The organism is Pseudomonas sp. HD57-3 (assembly GCF_056113135.1).
In genome coordinates this window covers 1,052,501-1,069,713 of sequence record NZ_CM148568.1, presented here as the reverse complement: position 1 = coordinate 1,069,713, position 17,213 = coordinate 1,052,501, and the positions used below count along the sequence as shown (strand labels likewise).

The window sequence follows — 17,213 nt, the reverse complement described above, 5'->3', positions numbered from 1 at the left end:
TTCCTCAGCGCAGGTTGATGGTGGTGTTCACGCCGTCGTTGACGCTGTCGTCATCGAACCAGCGCGCCGTGACCGTTTTGGTCTGGGTGTAGAACTGCACCACTTGCTTGCCGTACGGGCCGAGGTCGCCAAGTTTCGAACCGCGCGAACCGGTGAAGCTGAAGAACGGGACCGGCACCGGAATCGGGATGTTGATGCCGACCTGGCCGACGTCGATTTCAGTCTGGAATTTACGCGCCGCCGCACCGCTCTGGGTGAACAGGCCAGTGCCATTGCCGAACGGGTTGGCGTTGACCAGCGCGATGGCCTGATCGAGGGTGTCGACTTCCAGCACCACCAGCACCGGGCCGAAGATTTCCTGGGTGTAGATCTGCATGTCGGTGGTCACCCCGGAGAACAGGGTCGGGCCGACGAAGTTGCCTTTCTCGTAGCCCGGAACGCTGATGTCGCGACCGTCCAGCTCGAGTTTGGCGCCTTCCTTGATGCCGCTTTCGATCAAATCGAGAATCCGCGCCTTGGCCTTTTTCGAAATGACCGGACCGACATCGGTGCCCGGCTCGTTGCCGGCGTTGACCTTGAGTTTCTGCGCCAGCGCTTTCAGATCCGGCAACCATTGTTTGGCCGCACCCACCAGCACCACCACCGAGGTGGCCATGCAACGCTGTCCGGCCGCACCGAAACCGGCGCCAACCAGAGCATTGAGCGCTTGCTCGCGATTGGCATCCGGCAGTACCACCGCGTGGTTCTTCGCGCCCATCATCGATTGCACGCGCTTGCCGTGCTTACCGGCCAGGTCATACACGTGAGTGCCGACGGCGGTCGAACCGACAAACGAAACGGCCTTGATGTCCTTGTGGATGCACAAGCCGTCAACCACGTCTTTGCCACCATGAACGACGTTAAGCACACCGGCCGGAATGCCCGCTTCGATCGCCAGCTCCACCAGCAGCATGGTCGACAGCGGATCCTGTTCGGATGGCTTGAGGACGAAGGTGTTGCCGCAGGCGATGGCCATCGGGAACATCCACAGCGGGATCATCGCCGGGAAGTTGAACGGGGTGATGCCGGCGCAGACGCCGATCGGCTGGCGCAAGGTGTAGGTGTCGACGCCGCCGGCCACGTTCTCGGCGAACTCGCCCATCTGCAGGCTGCCGATGGAGCAGGCGTGTTCGACCACTTCCAGGCCACGGAAAATATCGCCCTCGGCATCGGCAATGGTCTTGCCCTGCTCGGCGCTCAGCACCACGGCGATACGTTTGGAATGCTCGCGGATCAACGCCTGCAGCTTGAGCATGATGCGCATGCGCGCGCCGATCGGGGTCAGTTTCCAGGTCTGGAAGGCGCGCTGTGCGGCGCTGACGGCGGCGTCGACTTCAGCGGCGGTGGCGAACGGAACCTTGGCCAGAACCTGCTGGGTCGCCGGGTTGACGATGTCGTGCCACTCGGTGGTCTGCGACTCGACCCACTCGCCGTCGATCAGCAGCTTGACCTTCTGGATCGTGGTTTCGTTGGGCGTAAGCGATGCGTTCATGCTGGTCTCCAGAACTTGTTTTTATCTTAGGAGCCAAGGCGAAAGGTTCGCCTTGAGATGAGGCGTGTGTCACGAATTGGTTGTCGGACTGTTTTTGGAGTATAGATGTGCAAACTTCTAATAAGAACGCACATATAAGCCCGTCCATCATGCAAAAAAACATCACCTCTCTAGGCTCGCTGAACTGGGACGACCTGAAGTTTTTCCTCGAAGTCGCCCGTACCCGCAAGGCCAGCACCGCGGCCAAACGCCTGGCGGTGGACTACACCACCGTGTCGCGGCGGATCAGTTCACTGGAAGCGGCGCTCGGCACTTTGCTGTTCGAAAAATCGCGCACCAGCGGTTTCGTGCTGACTGCCGAAGGCCAGCGCCTGTTGAGCTACGCCGAGTCGATCGAAAGCACGCTGCACATGGCCTGCGAGCAGGTGTCCGGCTCCGGCGTCGCGCTGTCCGGGCATGTGCGCATGGGTTGCACCGAAGGTTTCGGCAGCTTCTTCATCACCCCGCAACTGAGCCACTTCGTCGACGCCTACCCGGCGATCTCGGTGGACATCCTGCCGCTGCCGCACTTCATCAGCCTGTCCAAACGCGAGGCCGACATCGTCATCGCCCTCGAACGCCCGGAACACGGGCCGTACGTGTGCTGCAAACTCTGCGACTACCGCTTGCAGCTGTACGCGACCCAGGAATATCTCGACAAACACCCGCCGATCCGCCGCCCCGCCGACCTGGGCAAGCATCAATTCATCAGTTATGTGGATGATCTGGCGTTCAGCTCGGAGCTGCTGTATCTGGCGAACGTGTTGCCCGGCGCCAGCGCCAATTTGCGCAGCACCAGCGTGATTGCGCAGTTCGTGGCGGCGCAGCAGGGGCGCTCATTGGCGATTCTGCCGTGCTTCCTCGCGGCCCAGGATCCGCGCCTGTTGCCGGTGTTGCCGGAGGAAATCGACATCACCCGGCAGTTCTGGATGTACTGCCGGGAGGATCTTCGGAAGTTGAAACGGATCACCCTGTTGTGGGATTACATCCGTGAGGTGACCGAGCGCAATCAGGGTCTGTTGATGGGTGAGACCCGCGAAATGCAGTTCGCCGATTAATCGGCGCTGACCACGATCGACACCCGGCGGTTTTCGGTGCGGCCGGCGGCAGTGTCGTTGGAGGCGACCGGCTCGCGACTGCCGAGGCCTTGCAGCTGAATGTTCTCTTCTTTCATGCCGACCGCGGTCAGCACTTTACCGACGCTTTTCGCGCGGCGCAGTGACAGCTGCTGGTTGTAGGTTTCCTTGCCCGAGGCGTCGGTATGGCCATCCACCCGCACCCGCTCGATGCCGACACCCAGCAACGCTTTGCCGATACGCTCGACGATTTCGGTACTTTGTTTGTTCAGGCTTTCGACATCGCTGCCAAACAGCACTTTGCCCGACAGGCCGAACTCCCAGCCGTCATCGGTCAACTCGAAGCCTTGCTGCTTGAGAACCGCGACCTGGGCTGGCGTCAGGCCTTTTTGCGGGGCGGTCTGGCAACCGGTCATGGCCAGCATGGCCGTCAGCAACAGGGTGGAAAACAGTCGAAAGGAAAGTGAGAACACGGGCATCAGCTCCTGGTTTGAACGGGATCGACCAGGTGCTCCGACCCGGCCGTGAATTGGGCGCCGCGCGACAAACGCTTGGCTTGGTACATCGCGGCATCCGCCGCATCGAGCAAGGTGCCGGGCGTGGCACCATGATCGGGGTAAACGGCGATGCCGATACTGAGCGAAGTCACGACACTGCTGTCGCCTGGCAGCGCAATCGGAATGTCCATGCTGGCGAGGATCTTGTCGGCAATGCGCTCGGCGTCTTCGGTCTTGTGCAAGGGTGTCAGCAGAACGGCAAATTCATCACCGCCCAGACGCGCCACCAGATCTTCCTCACGCAACTGCGCTCGCACCCGATCCGCTACCGCCACCAGCACCGCGTCGCCGGCGGCATGACCGAAGCTGTCGTTGATATCCTTGAATCGGTCGCTGTCGAGAAACAGCACCGCCACGCGCTCGTTGAGTTTGTGGGCGCTGCGTAGCGCACGGATCAGGCGGCCTTCGAAAAAGGCCCGGTTCGGCAAGCCGGTGAGACTGTCGTGGCTGGCCTGGTGGGCGAGGGTTTCGTTCTCGCTTTGCAGGTGGGTTTGCCAGTCTTCGAGTTCATCGAGCAAGGCATTGAAGTCATTGCCGAGGTTGTCCAGTTCGGCAATCTTTGCCCGAGGTACGCGTCGGTCCAGTGCCCGCTCGCTGCGGGCCGCATGCGCCACCGCCGCCAGGCTGTGCAACGGGCCGATGATCCTGCGCAACTGACGCTGCGCCAGGTACAGCGCGACCCAGGCGCTGATCGCCGTGCAGAGAATGATGCCCGCCAGACCGCTCAACAGGAAGCGCATCAGGCTGCCGCCGTGGCCGATCAGCAAAATGCGCCCGATCTCCCGATCCTGATGCAGGATCGGCAGGTTGATGGGTTTTTCCAGAATGACCCGCGCGACCTGCATCTCAAGTTCGGAAAACAGGCCATTCTCCGGACGCTGCCAGCGCGCGACCAACTGGCCCTGAGTGTCCAGCACCTGGGCATCCGCCACTTCTTCGGTCGAGGCGATCAACGCCAGCGCTTCGGTCGCGGCGGCCTTGTCGTTGAACACCACCGCGGCTTCCACGGTGTAACTGATCGAGCGGGCGATCAAGTGCAGGTTGTGATCGGCATAGACCCGCAGCGCCAGCACCCCAAGCAGCGTCAGCGACACACTGGCCATTGCCACGGCGACCAGCGCCACAATCAGGTTGCCACGGCCGATGACCGAACCGAGCGTCGGGCGCCCTGTGGATTTGTCGCGTCTCATGGCACCGCCGGTTTGCGGCGCGACAACTGCAGCACGCTGGGATGAATGCGCACGCCGCTGCGGGCGACGGAGTCGAGATTGACCTCGAACGACACTTGTTCATCGCCGACCCGCAGGCAGAACAGGCTGCCGACCGTGCACTGATCGCCGCCTTCACTGATGCTCAGCACCGGATGGCCGATCAGGGACGCGAACAGTCGGCTGCGTTCGTCGGTCGTGAGTTTGCCGATGTAGACCGCATCGCACTCGCTGACGATGGCCGGATTGTCAGCCAACAGTCGACGCACGATGACCGGACGCCCCGTGGCCTGGGTCGTGCCCTTGACCAGGTCGTCGGTGTATTCGGTCGGGCCGACGATGCACAGGCGTAATTGCGCCGGCTCTACCGGCCAGCGTGCGTAACTGAGGATACCGAGGACAACTTGGGTGACGGATTTGGCCCGTTGTTCGGCCATGCCCGCCGGGGGTTGAGTCTGGGCAGCGGCCACACCCGTGAGCAAACAGAGCACACCGGCAAGCAACGCCTGCTTGCAGCCAACTACGCGCTCTGTCGCCCAGACAGCCACCTTCATGCAGGGATTCTCTTGGATCGTTACGAAATGATGCCGCAACGATAGCACAGCGCTGGAACGCCAGCGATACAACGACCTCTGACCGGTCGGTCAATTATCGGCGACAATCGAAAGCTCCTTCATCCTTTATGCGGCGTCCCTTCTTCCAATTCCAGCATCAGTCCACTCAGGCGCTTCACCTTGCGCTGCACCGCTTCTTCAAACACGCCGCTCCGAGGCTCGATCAAGGTGAACCAGTCCTTGGCCCGGGTAATTCCGGTGTAGATCAGTTCCTTGGTCAACACGGGATTCAGGGCGTCCGGCAGGATCAACGCGGTATGGGCAAACTCCGAGCCCTGCGACTTGTGCACAGTCATCGCATAGACGGTTTCGACATCGTTGAGCCGGCTCGGTAGCACGAAGCGCACCCCGCCGCGCCCGTCGTTACGCGGGAATGCCACTCGCAACACCGACTTACCAGCATCCGGCCCATCGCGCTCGGGCAGTTTCAGGGTGATACCGATGTCACCGTTCATCAGCCCCAGGCCGTAATCATTTCGGGTCATCAGCACCGGCCGGCCTTCGTACCATTGCTGGTCGCTCTCGATCAGTCGCGCCTTGAGCAACGCATCAGTGATGCGCTGGTTCAGCCCTTCGACACCCCACGGCCCTTTGCGCACTGCGCACAACAACTGGAAGGTATCGAAGGCCCGCAGGACGTCACGCGCCCAATCGACCCAACCCGGGTGCTCGAGCGGCGTTCCGCTCGCCGGACGTCGATCGCGCAAGACGCTCAGATAGTGTCGATAACCGTGACGGCCTTCGCCGTGTCCATCGAGCACCAGGTGCTCAAGGTTCCGGTCGTGCTCGTTCTGAAGCGGCAACGAAAACACATCACCATGGGTTTTGGCGTCCAGTAACTGGCGAGCCTCGACCGGGAGTTGCTGATTCACCCTTCGCGCCAGTTGACCGATGCCGCTGCCCTCGCCGAAACGCCGCGAGTGACGCAACATCACCACTTGCTGGGCCAACGGATGCGAACCATCAGTGCCTTCGTGCAGACCGCTGTCCTGCAGGGATTCGCCGCTCACCTGTTCCAGCCACTGGCGGGTCTGCGCACTGTACCAACCGGCTTCGGCATCACGGCACAAATCTCCCAGCACCGCACCTGCCTCCACGGAGGCAAGTTGATCCTTGTCGCCCAGCAACACCAATCGGGCATGAGGCGGCAAGGCATCGAGCAGATTGGCCATCATTTCCAGGTCGATCATGGACCCTTCATCGACCACCAGTACGTCCAGGGGCAGACGGTTACCGGCATGGTGGCGAAAGTGCCGCGTGCCGGGACGACTGCCGAGCAGGCGGTGCACCGTGGTCACCTCGGTCGGGATTCTTTCCCGGACACTGTCAGCAACTTTCAGCGACTGCACCTGCTGACTGATGGACTCGGTCAGCCGCGCCGCCGCTTTACCGGTAGGGGCCGCGAGGCGAATGCGCAACGGTTGATGCGCCTCGACCGCTGGTGCCTGGAGCAACGCCAGCAAACGGACCACCGTCGTCGTCTTGCCGGTACCCGGGCCACCCGTGATGATGCTGAAGGCACTTCGGGTGGCCAAGGCGCAGGCGAGTTTCTGCCAGTCGATGACATCCGCACGCTGGGCCGGATCGAACAGTGCGTCCAGCCTCTGTGCAAGATCGGCTGGTGTCGCTTCCTGCTCCGCGAGACGCTGACGCAATGCGCTGTCGATACGCCGTTCGTAGGCCCAATAGCGCCGCAAGTACAAGCGCTTGCCGGACAACACCAGCGGGCGTTCCTGCGCCGATGCACCTTCGTCGGCGGCCAGTGCCACCAGCGAACTGCCGGCCAGTACTTTGCACCAATGCGCTCCGTCGAGGGTTTCGAGCAACTGCGAGGGCAACAGCAATACGCCGGGTTGTGCGTCCCCCTCCGGCGGCAGGGAAAGTGCAAAATCCGGTGCCTTGAGGGTTTCGAACAGATCCAGACAGACATGACCATGGCCGAGCTGGTGACTGGTCAATGCGGCGGCGAGCAACACCAGCGAATCGACATCGGGTGCCAACTCATGAAGAAAGGCCACAAATGCCTTGTCCAGTGCCCGCAACCAGCCCCGCTCGACCCACTGGGTCAGCAACAGCAACAGGTCATCGGCACGGGTCAGGGGCGTCAGTTGCGCGAGGCTGTCGGCGGTCAGCGGCGTTGGCAGCAGGTCGGCGAATGTCCGGTTCATAGCAGTACTCCCTGTTCCCACGCGGGCTCGGCCTTGGGTTGCGGTTTGCCCTGAAACATGAAGTCCAGACGCTCGATCAGCTCCCTTGGTGGTCGCGCGAAGTAAACGCCGCCGCCAGGGGCCCGTGTCCCGCGCAGGAACAGATACAACGCGCCGCCGATATGCCGGTCGTAGTCGTAGTCGGCGAGCCGCGCCTTGAGCTGACGATGCAGTGCCAACAGGTACAGCACGTATTGCAGGTCATAACGGTTGTCGAGGATCGACTGCTCCATGGCTCGCTCGGTGTACGCGGCGTCGTCGACACCCAGCCAGTTGGATTTGTAATCGGCCACGTAGTAGCGGCCCTCGTGCTCGAACGTCAGGTCGATAAAGCCTTTGAACATGCCATTGAGCTGCACCGCTTCGGCGCCGACCCGGGCAACACCGTTGTGGGTGAACTGACGCACCTGTTCGTCGAGCTTGAGGACGTCGACTTTGTGGCTGGCAAACCAGAACTCCATCTCGACCCGATACTGCTTCAATTGCTCAAGCACCACTGGCGGTTGGTCGAGCCCTGCGGGCAGTGGCAGTTTGAGCAAGTGTTGCAACCAATCGCCGAGGGTGGTGATCCAGCCTTCCCAGCCCCGTCGATTACAACGCCGGGCAATCGCATCGTCCAGCGACTCGCGGGTGACCGCGAATCCTTCCTCCCCTGCCCACTCCAGCAAACCGTGAAGAAACGTTCCCGGATTCGGCCCTCGAGGGAAGCGGTGAATATCAGCCCCACCGGCGATGATCTCGCGCGGAGCTTCAGGATCGAGGCGTTCGTCGTCGAACAGTTTTTGCGCTTGCGGACTGTCTGGAGCTTCGTCATTGCCGACGCTCAGCACGTCACTGATGCGCAAGGCGCTGTATGACGCGATCCACCAGTTTTCGCTGGCCCTGCGGCTCGGCAAAAGGGTGGCACGTAGCGTGGCTTCGTTACGCGGAGGCTGGTACTGCTCGCTTGTGGCCTCCGGCATTTCAACAACGCTCAGCGCCGAACAATCCTGTTGCAGATCGTCCAGCCAGCGGGCCAATCCGCTGGACTCATTCAACGTTGCGCCGCCGCCCAACAGATAGCCCAGTGCAGAAAGATGCAGCACCGAGCTGCTGTGATTGCCGCGTTTGAGATCCGTCACCCCGAGCCAGCACGCATGTTGCGCGCGGGTCAGCGCGACGTAGAGCAAACGCAGATCCTCCGCCAGGCGCTCATTGTCCGCCAGGGCGATCAGTTCAGCGTCGGGCTTCAGACTGATGCGGGCCTTGCCGGACTCATCGTGGTAATGCAGCGGCAATCGACTGCCATCCACGGGTTTGGCCGAGCAGATGAACGGCAGGAACACCAAAGGGTATTCAAGCCCCTTGGACTTGTGAATGGTCACGACCTTGACCAGTTGTTCGTCGCTTTCAAGACGCAAGATCTGCTCTTCACCTGCCTGCCCGGACAGCGCCAGATGCTCGGCCAGATGACGGATCAGTGCCTGCTCGCCATCGAGTTCCGACGCGGCCTGTTGCAACAACTCCGACAGGTGCAACAGGTTGGTCAGCACCCGCTCGCCATCACTGCGGGCAATGAGCATCTGCGGCAGTTGAAAGTCGTGCAGCAGGCGCCGCAACATCGGCAGCACCCCTTGCTTGCGCCAGAGCTCACGATAACCACGGAACTGCATGACCCGGGTTTCCCAGACCAGTTCGTCCTGATTCAGGCGCTCCAGTTCAGCCAGTGGCAGATTCAGTGTGATGCACGCCAGCGCCGCTTTCAGGGAGCGTTCGACATCCGGCTCGGCGCACGCCTTGAGCCACGACAACAGGTCATGGGCTTCCTGTGCGGCAAAGACCGAGTCCTTGTCCGACAGATAAACGCTGCGGACTCCGCGCGTTGCGAGCTCACCGCGTACCGCCTGCGCCTCTTTACCGTCGCGAACCAGGATCGCAATGTCCGCTGGCCGCAGCCCACGCCAATCCTTGCCCTCTTGCGCAAACCCGGCGCGACCAGTCTGTCCGCCATTGAGCAGGGTCGTGATCTCACTGGCGCAGGCCGCCGCCAACTGCTGACGATAAACCGTCCCGGACAGTGGCTTGTCGGTGGATAAATGCCAGATGCTCAGCGCTGGCACATCAAGCCCGGATACCTGCAAATGTTCTTTACGCCCCTGAGCCTCTACAGGCTGGAATGGCACCGGGTTATCGCCGTTTTTCTCTCGGAACAGAAATGCTCCGCGCCCTTGCTCACGGGACTCGGCACGTTCGAAAACATGGTTGACCGCACTGACCATCCCGTGACTGGAACGGAAGTTCGTGCCCAGGGTATGCAGGCGTCCGGTTGTAGCCTGGCGGGCTCGCAGATAGGTGTAGATGTCCGCGCCACGGAAGGCATAGATCGCCTGCTTGGGGTCGCCAATCAGGAACAGCCCGGTCTCGGGATTATCCTCTTCAATGCGATAGATGCTTTCGAAGATCCGGTACTGCACCGGATCCGTGTCCTGGAACTCATCGATCAAGGCGACCGGGAACTGCTCGCGGATTAGCGTGGCGAGACGTTCGCCACCATCGGATTGCAGGGCAGCATCCAGACGCAACAGCATGTCGTCGAAACCCATTTCGGCCCGACGGCGCTTCTCGTCTTCAAAGCGGGCACCAACCCATTTGGCAGCATGCTGCAGCACGGCCGCATCGGGCGTCGGCAAATTGTCGAGGCTCGACTTGAGCACAGGCATGGCATCCAGGCCCGGGTGACTCGGCGGCTCGCCCTTCCAGGCTTCAGCCATGCCCTCCGGCGTGAGCCTGGCGAACCCGGTGCCGATATCCAGCTGTTCGAGCGCCTCGTCCTCGGCCCAGGCCTTGAGCTTTTCGAACCAGGGTTCGAAATAGCGGGCCTGCATCTTGCGCCCGTCCACGGTTTTGTTGGCGACGCCCTGATGGCAGATGGCGAGTAACTCATCGGCCCACTGCCGCCATGGCCCCTTCAACTCCACCAATGCCGCACGGCGTTCCTGCAGGCAGTCTTCGATCAGTTCGGATGGGGTCTTGTCAGAGTCCCCTTCGCGCTCGGTACCAAACAGCCCACGCACACGCGGCAACAAGGCCGCCGGACCTCCCCAGTGACTGCGGACCCAGCTCAATGCATCGCCCTGCATCGGATAGCAAAACAGCCGCCAATAATCGCGCAGCACTTCGCCGAGCAGGTCGCTGTGATCGGTTTCCAGGGTCTGGGTAAACAGACTGCCGCTGTCGAACGCATGCTCGCGCAACATTCGCTGACACCAGCTGTGGATCGTCGAGACCGCAGCTTCATCCATCCATTGCGCGGCGATATCCAGGCGGTTCGCGCAACCGGGCCATTGTTGCGGATCGAACTGTGCACGCAGCTCATCGATCAGCGCATCAGGGGGAGGCGTCTCGTCACGAAAGAAACGAGCGGCCTCGGCCAGACGCGTGCGTATGCGCTCGCGCAACTCTTTGGTGGCCGCGTCGGTGAAGGTCACCACGAGAATCTGCGGGGGCAACAGCTCTCGAGCGAAACCACTCGCCTCGCCTCCGTGGCCGAGGATCAACCGCAGATACAACGCCGAAATGGTAAACGTCTTGCCAGTGCCCGCACTGGCTTCAATCAGTTGGCTGCCCTTTAACGGGAATGCCAGGGCGAGAGGCTGCTGGTTACTCATGCGCCTGCCTCCTCGTGGGTCCATGAACGCCACGGTGCCTCAAGCAGAGGGCGATACAGTGCATCACACCAACCGGAGAAGGTTTCATCCGCCTGCAGTGCATCGAAGTCGGCGAATTGTCGGGACAGAGCCGGACTTTCACGCCGCTCGCCTTCGCTGGTCTGACCATCGCCCTCATAGGCTTTACGGGCAGCCGCTTCAGCCTTGACCGGATCGGTCTGGGCCAGCCATGCAAAAGCCGTTTTTACCGCGACAGGAAGTGGCTGGCGCATGCCCGTCTGCCAAGCACGCAGCAGATCCTCAAGAATGCGCCCCGCTCGAGTCTGTTCCAGAGGTTCAAGAAGGAGCGTGTCATCACTGGCCACCACTGCGGTCGTCAGGGAAAGACCACTGGCGCACGCGACAAGATGGCTGACCCAGGGCTTGGTCATACGATGCCATTTGCGGCTCTTGATCGAGCCTATGCTGTTGGGGATTGTTGTGACCGACAGTACGCCGCCATCGGCGCGCCGGTGCAAACCGCCTAGCCATCCTTCAAGGCGCAGTTCCTGCCATTCAAAATTGATCGGTAGCGCGTTGGTTAGCGGTGTTGGCCATAACGCCAACAGCTGTTGATATCGTTGCAACAAGTCTGGCAAAGGCTCGATCAACTCTCGCTGAAGGCATTCACCGAATCCGGCCATGGGCAGCAGTCCGCTGTTCTGCAGGCGTCGGGCTTGAGACTCGAGCGCCTGATCAACATCGTCCGGGTGTCTCAAGGCTGCCCCGAGCAAGCTGTCGCTGAGCGTGTATCGCTGCAACGCATCCAGCACAAAAGGCTCCTCGTCAGCCTGAGGTACCTGCGCCGCTTCGAAGTAAACCTTGAGTCGCTGAGTGAAAAAGTGTCGAACCGGATTGCGCAGGAAGTCCTGCAGCAGCTCCAGACTCAACGGTTCCTCCTGAACATGGGGGGCAAGCATTGCTGCGGCGTCGTTCTGTTCGTGATGTTGATGCAGCACCTGCCATTCACTGGCGTAGCTGAACAGCTTGTCTTCCTCATGGAAGTAGCGCGAACTGAATGGCTGCAACGGATGCTCCTGAGTCATGGCAATCAGGAGATCTTCGTTGTCATCGACCGATCGCCATCCATTGGCGAGATGATCGCGCAACTGGCCGATCAACACAGAGGCTGGCCGCTCACTGTTGTCGCGAATGCTGCGGCCGACCCAACTGATGTAGAGCTGATGACGGGCGGACAAGAGCGCTTCGAGCAGAAGATAGCGGTCATCCTCCCGACGGGAGCGATCTCCCGGCCGGTAGTCGCTGCCCATGAGATCGAAGTCCAGCGGCGGCTGAGCGCGTGGATAATCACCATCGTTCATGCCCAACAGGCAAACCAGCCTGAACGGGATCGCGCGCATCGGCATCAACGTGCAAAAGTTCACGGCTCCCGCCAGGAAGCGCTGCGACAGACGCCCCTGATCCAGCCCCGCCAGCCAGGCCTCACGGACGACGGTCAGTGGCAGCTCGTCCAGCAGACCGACGGCTTCACAGGTTTCCAGCCAGGTTTCGCGCAACTCCTCGAGTTGAGCCAGCAGATAGTCGTCATGCTCATCTTCGGGCTTGAAAAACAGTTGCATCAACGCCTGAAGCCGATGCCCCCATTCCTGTGGTTGGGCGGGTTTCATCAGTTGCTGATGCGCGAGTTCCAGTGCATCCAGCAACGCTACCAACGGGCCGATCAACGCGGCATCGAGACCACCGATTTCATCGTAAGGTTCGATATCCCCACAGGCTCCGGAACTGCCGACGGCATAGCCGAGCAGCATCCGACGCAGGCCGAAGCGCCAACTGTTTTGCTCCAGCTCATCGGGCAATCCCAGTTCGGCCCGTTGCCCGGCATCGATCCCCCAACGTACGCCGGCCCCTTCGATCCAGCGATGCAGAGTCGGCAAGTCTCGCTCCTGCACACCAAACCTGGCGCGTAACGCAGGAACGTCGAGCAGGTCGAGAATTTCACTGACGGGGAAACGACTGTCCGGCAGCTTGAGCAAATGCTCGACAGCGATCAGTAATGGATCCCGCCCGCGCTGGCCCTGATCGGCCATAGTGAAGGGAATGAAGCGTGGATCCTGACGATCCAGTTGGCCAAATACGGCGCGGATATGCGGCGCATAACTATCGATGTCAGGCACCATCACGATCACATCGCGAGGGCGTAATTGAGCGTTGGCACTGAAACGGGCCAGGAGTTGGTCGTGGAGAATCTCCACTTCGCGCTGGGCGCTATGAGCTATGTGAAAGCGGATCGAATCGTCTTGAGTCAGATCGACTGCCGGCCAGAGCGCTCGAGTCTCGCTGAGCGGCCGCAGCTCCAGAATGTCGTCCTGTAACTGGTTGAGCATGTTCTTCGGCTGGGTTTCGCTGAACAGATCGATACGTCCATTGCGAAATGCTGCGCGATAGCTGTCCGGCTCATCGTAGCTGTCGAGAAGGTTGATGTAATCACGACCTTGCTTGCCCCACGCCGCGAGAAGGGGGTGAGCATGTTGGTGGAGCGATTCCGAATCCAGCACCACAGGCATGCCATTTTTTCGTGCCTGCCGCTTGTACTGATGACGCAAGAGATCCTTGTCGGCGACGATATCGGCCCAGTGATAACGACAGGGGTTATGGACGCACAATAAAACCTGGCTGAAACGAGACAACCCGGCCAATGCTTCCAGTACCTGGGCGGGCAACGAGGAAATTCCGAAAACGATCACTCGCTGGGGAAGTCCGGTCGGTGCGCGTTCAAGACTATTGATGCGCTCCATGAACCGCTGGTGCACGCCCGCGCGACTCTGGGCCATGCCTTGCTCGCCCACATCGTCCAGCAGAGCGCGCCACAATTCTGCCTGCCAGCAACTGGTGGGTGAGAGCGGCTTCGCTTCACCTCTTACATTGCGGAGTTGATGATGTCCCTCTGCCCAGTCCTCAAGCCAATCAGCGCGGTAAACCTGGTATTGGTCGAAGAGGTCTGCCAGACGTTCGGACAACTGGTAGCGTTTGCGCAGATCGTTGTCATGGGTGAGGAAGCGTTGTAACGGTTCGAAATGCGGACGGGTGATGACCTGTGGCAACAGGCGCATCAGGCGCCAGGTCAACGGTGCCTTATCGAGCAGCGACTTTGCCGGAATTTCCTCTCGCCCCAGAACCATCCGGTAAAGCTGCCACATGAAACTGCCCGGCAGTTGCACATCAATAGCGGCGGCGATACCACAGCCGCCTGAATCGTCCGCTTCAGGATCCTCAGCCAGTGCCAGCTTGAGCCATTGAGCGATGCCGTTGCTCTGTACGAGCGCGATTTCGTTCTCCAGGGGAGCCAGTGGATAGCGCCGCATGATGCTGATCACAAGACTGCGCAGTTCATCCAGGCTGTTGCTCTGAACGACCATGAATGCAGCGTTGAGGGACTGGGTGTCCGGCATGAAGGCTTCCTTGGAAAAGTACAAAAGCTAGGGCTGAACCTTAGCATTGTCGGCCAGCGACGACAGCCGCAAGGCGGCTGAGAATGCTGTAAGAACTTTCCTGCGGGCAAAACAAAACCCCAACTGCTTTCGCAATTGGGGTTTCGGAATTTAATCTTGACGATGACCTACTCTCACATGGGGAAACCCCACACTACCATCGGCGATGCATCGTTTCACTTCTGAGTTCGGGATGGGATCAGGTGGTTCCAACGCTCTATGGTCGTCAAGAAATTCGGGTACTGAGTCGTGACCAGATGGCCTCGCTTCAGCAAATTGGGTATGTGACAGCTAGGTGTTTTGTGAGCGTCGAACTTTCGGTTCATTTTCGTCTTCACACACCGCAATCTGGTCTCTTTCGAGTCTACAGATTGCTTGGGTGTTATATGGTCAAGCCTCACGGGCAATTAGTATTGGTTAGCTCAACGCCTCACAGCGCTTACACACCCAACCTATCAACGTCGTAGTCTTCGACGGCCCTTCAGGGAACTCAAGGTTCCAGTGAGATCTCATCTTGAGGCAAGTTTCCCGCTTAGATGCTTTCAGCGGTTATCTTTCCCGAACATAGCTACCCGGCAATGCCACTGGCGTGACAACCGGAACACCAGAGGTTCGTCCACTCCGGTCCTCTCGTACTAGGAGCAGCCCCTCTCAAATCTCAAACGTCCACGGCAGATAGGGACCGAACTGTCTCACGACGTTCTAAACCCAGCTCGCGTACCACTTTAAATGGCGAACAGCCATACCCTTGGGACCGGCTTCAGCCCCAGGATGTGATGAGCCGACATCGAGGTGCCAAACACCGCCGTCGATATGAACTCTTGGGCGGTATCAGCCTGTTATCCCCGGAGTACCTTTTATCCGTTGAGCGATGGCCCTTCCATACAGAACCACCGGATCACTAAGACCTACTTTCGTACCTGCTCGACGTGTCTGTCTCGCAGTCAAGCGCGCTTTTGCCTTTATACTCTACGACCGATTTCCGACCGGTCTGAGCGCACCTTCGTACTCCTCCGTTACTCTTTAGGAGGAGACCGCCCCAGTCAAACTACCCACCATACACTGTCCTCGATCCGGATAACGGACCTGAGTTAGAACCTCAAAGTTGCCAGGGTGGTATTTCAAGGATGGCTCCACGCGAACTGGCGTCCACGCTTCAAAGCCTCCCACCTATCCTACACAAGCAAATTCAAAGTCCAGTGCAAAGCTATAGTAAAGGTTCACGGGGTCTTTCCGTCTAGCCGCGGATACACTGCATCTTCACAGCGATTTCAATTTCACTGAGTCTCGGGTGGAGACAGCGCCGCCATCGTTACGCCATTCGTGCAGGTCGGAACTTACCCGACAAGGAATTTCGCTACCTTAGGACCGTTATAGTTACGGCCGCCGTTTACCGGGGCTTCGATCAAGAGCTTCGCGTTAGCTAACCCCATCAATTAACCTTCCGGCACCGGGCAGGCGTCACACCCTATACGTCCACTTTCGTGTTTGCAGAGTGCTGTGTTTTTAATAAACAGTCGCAGCGGCCTGGTATCTTCGACCGGCGTGGGCTTACGCAGCAAGTGCTTCACCCTCACCGGCGCACCTTCTCCCGAAGTTACGGTGCCATTTTGCCTAGTTCCTTCACCCGAGTTCTCTCAAGCGCCTTGGTATTCTCTACCCAACCACCTGTGTCGGTTTGGGGTACGGTTCCTGGTTATCTGAAGCTTAGAAGCTTTTCTTGGAAGCATGGCATCAACCACTTCGTCGCCTAAAGGCAACTCGTCATCAGCTCTCGGCCTTAAGATCCCGGATTTACCTAAGATCTCAGCCTACCACCTTAAACTTGGACAACCAACGCCAAGCTGGCCTAGCCTTCTCCGTCCCTCCATCGCAATAACCAGAAGTACAGGAATATTAACCTGTTTTCCATCGACTACGCTTTTCAGCCTCGCCTTAGGGACCGACTAACCCTGCGTCGATTAACGTTGCGCAGGAAACCTTGGTCTTTCGGCGTGGGTGTTTTTCACACCCATTGTCGTTACTCATGTCAGCATTCGCACTTCTGATACCTCCAGCAAGCTTCTCAACTCACCTTCACAGGCTTACAGAACGCTCCTCTACCGCATCACTTACGTGATACCCGTAGCTTCGGTGTATGGTTTGAGCCCCGTTACATCTTCCGCGCAGGCCGACTCGACTAGTGAGCTATTACGCTTTCTTTAAAGGGTGGCTGCTTCTAAGCCAACCTCCTAGCTGTCTAAGCCTTCCCACATCGTTTCCCACTTAACCATAACTTTGGGACCTTAGCTGACGGTCTGGGTTGTTTCCCTTTTCACGACGGACGTTAGCACCCGCCGTGTGTCTCCCATGCTCGGCACTTGTAGGTATTCGGAGTTTGCATCGGTTTGGTAAGTCGGGATGACCCCCTAGCCGAAACAGTGCTCTACCCCCTACAGTGATACATGAGGCGCTACCTAAATAGCTTTCGAGGAGAACCAGCTATCTCCGAGCTTGATTAGCCTTTCACTCCGATCCACAGGTCATCCGCTAACTTTTCAACGGTAGTCGGTTCGGTCCTCCAGTCAGTGTTACCTAACCTTCAACCTGCCCATGGATAGATCGCCCGGTTTCGGGTCTATTCCCAGCGACTAGACGCCCTATTAAGACTCGCTTTCGCTACGCCTCCCCTATTCGGTTAAGCTCGCCACTGAAAATAAGTCGCTGACCCATTATACAAAAGGTACGCAGTCACAGAACAAAGTCTGCTCCCACTGCTTGTACGCATACGGTTTCAGGATCTATTTCACTCCCCTCTCCGGGGTTCTTTTCGCCTTTCCCTCACGGTACTAGTTCACTATCGGTCA

Annotated in this window: 8 protein-coding genes and 2 rRNA genes (1 of these 10 cut by a window edge); 1 reads left to right on the top strand and 9 read right to left on the bottom strand. The window is 59.5% G+C overall.

The annotated features are described in order from the left end of the window. Nucleotides 1–4: 4 nt before the first annotated feature. Nucleotides 5–1,531 carry a CoA-acylating methylmalonate-semialdehyde dehydrogenase gene (locus AC0R79_RS04685; RefSeq protein WP_474733430.1) on the bottom strand — a complete coding sequence of 509 codons (1,527 nt, stop codon included), beginning with the start codon at nt 1,529–1,531 and terminating at the stop codon, nt 5–7. Nucleotides 1,532–1,680: 149 nt separating this feature from the next. Here AC0R79_RS04685 and AC0R79_RS04680 point away from each other — a divergent pair, with 149 nt between their 5' ends. Beyond that, on the top strand, nt 1,681–2,628 hold the full coding sequence (locus AC0R79_RS04680) for a LysR family transcriptional regulator (protein WP_007953866.1): 948 nt from the start codon (nt 1,681–1,683) through the stop codon (nt 2,626–2,628). On the opposite strand, the gene yfiB is transcribed toward AC0R79_RS04680, so the two are convergent. The 8 genes from yfiB to AC0R79_RS04640 all read right to left on the bottom strand — a co-directional run. Then, nucleotides 2,625–3,125, bottom strand: coding sequence for an outer membrane lipoprotein YfiB (gene yfiB, locus AC0R79_RS04675; protein WP_375745288.1), 501 nt, complete (start codon nt 3,123–3,125; stop codon nt 2,625–2,627). The two genes, AC0R79_RS04680 and yfiB, sit on opposite strands and share 4 nt — an antisense overlap. Beyond that, nucleotides 3,125–4,393, bottom strand: a complete 1,269-nt coding sequence (gene dgcN / locus AC0R79_RS04670; RefSeq protein WP_474733428.1) for a diguanylate cyclase DgcN/YfiN — start codon at nt 4,391–4,393, stop codon at nt 3,125–3,127. The genes yfiB and dgcN overlap by 1 nt, the downstream gene beginning before the upstream one ends. After that, complete coding sequence (gene yfiR, locus AC0R79_RS04665) at nt 4,390–4,965, bottom strand: regulatory sequestration protein YfiR (protein WP_474733426.1); 576 nt, start codon at nt 4,963–4,965, stop codon at nt 4,390–4,392. Before yfiR ends, dgcN begins: the two co-directional genes overlap by 4 nt. A gap of 119 nt (nt 4,966–5,084) precedes the next feature. Then, nucleotides 5,085–7,193, bottom strand: coding sequence for an exodeoxyribonuclease V subunit alpha (gene recD / locus AC0R79_RS04660; protein ID WP_474733424.1), 2,109 nt, complete (start codon nt 7,191–7,193; stop codon nt 5,085–5,087). Further along, a complete protein-coding gene (gene recB / locus AC0R79_RS04655; RefSeq protein WP_474733422.1) occupies nt 7,190–10,879 on the bottom strand; it encodes an exodeoxyribonuclease V subunit beta in 3,690 nt (1,229 codons plus the stop codon). The genes recD and recB overlap by 4 nt, the downstream gene beginning before the upstream one ends. Then, nucleotides 10,876–14,328: an exodeoxyribonuclease V subunit gamma gene (recC, locus tag AC0R79_RS04650; protein WP_474735063.1), complete on the bottom strand. Its 3,453-nt coding sequence runs from the start codon at nt 14,326–14,328 to the stop codon at nt 10,876–10,878. The genes recB and recC overlap by 4 nt, the downstream gene beginning before the upstream one ends. A 154-nt stretch (nt 14,329–14,482) precedes the next feature. After that, nucleotides 14,483–14,598: ribosomal RNA gene (rrf, locus tag AC0R79_RS04645) — 5S ribosomal RNA — on the bottom strand. A gap of 155 nt (nt 14,599–14,753) precedes the next feature. Further along, a 23S ribosomal RNA gene (locus AC0R79_RS04640) occupies nt 14,754–17,213 on the bottom strand (it continues 431 nt past the right edge of the window).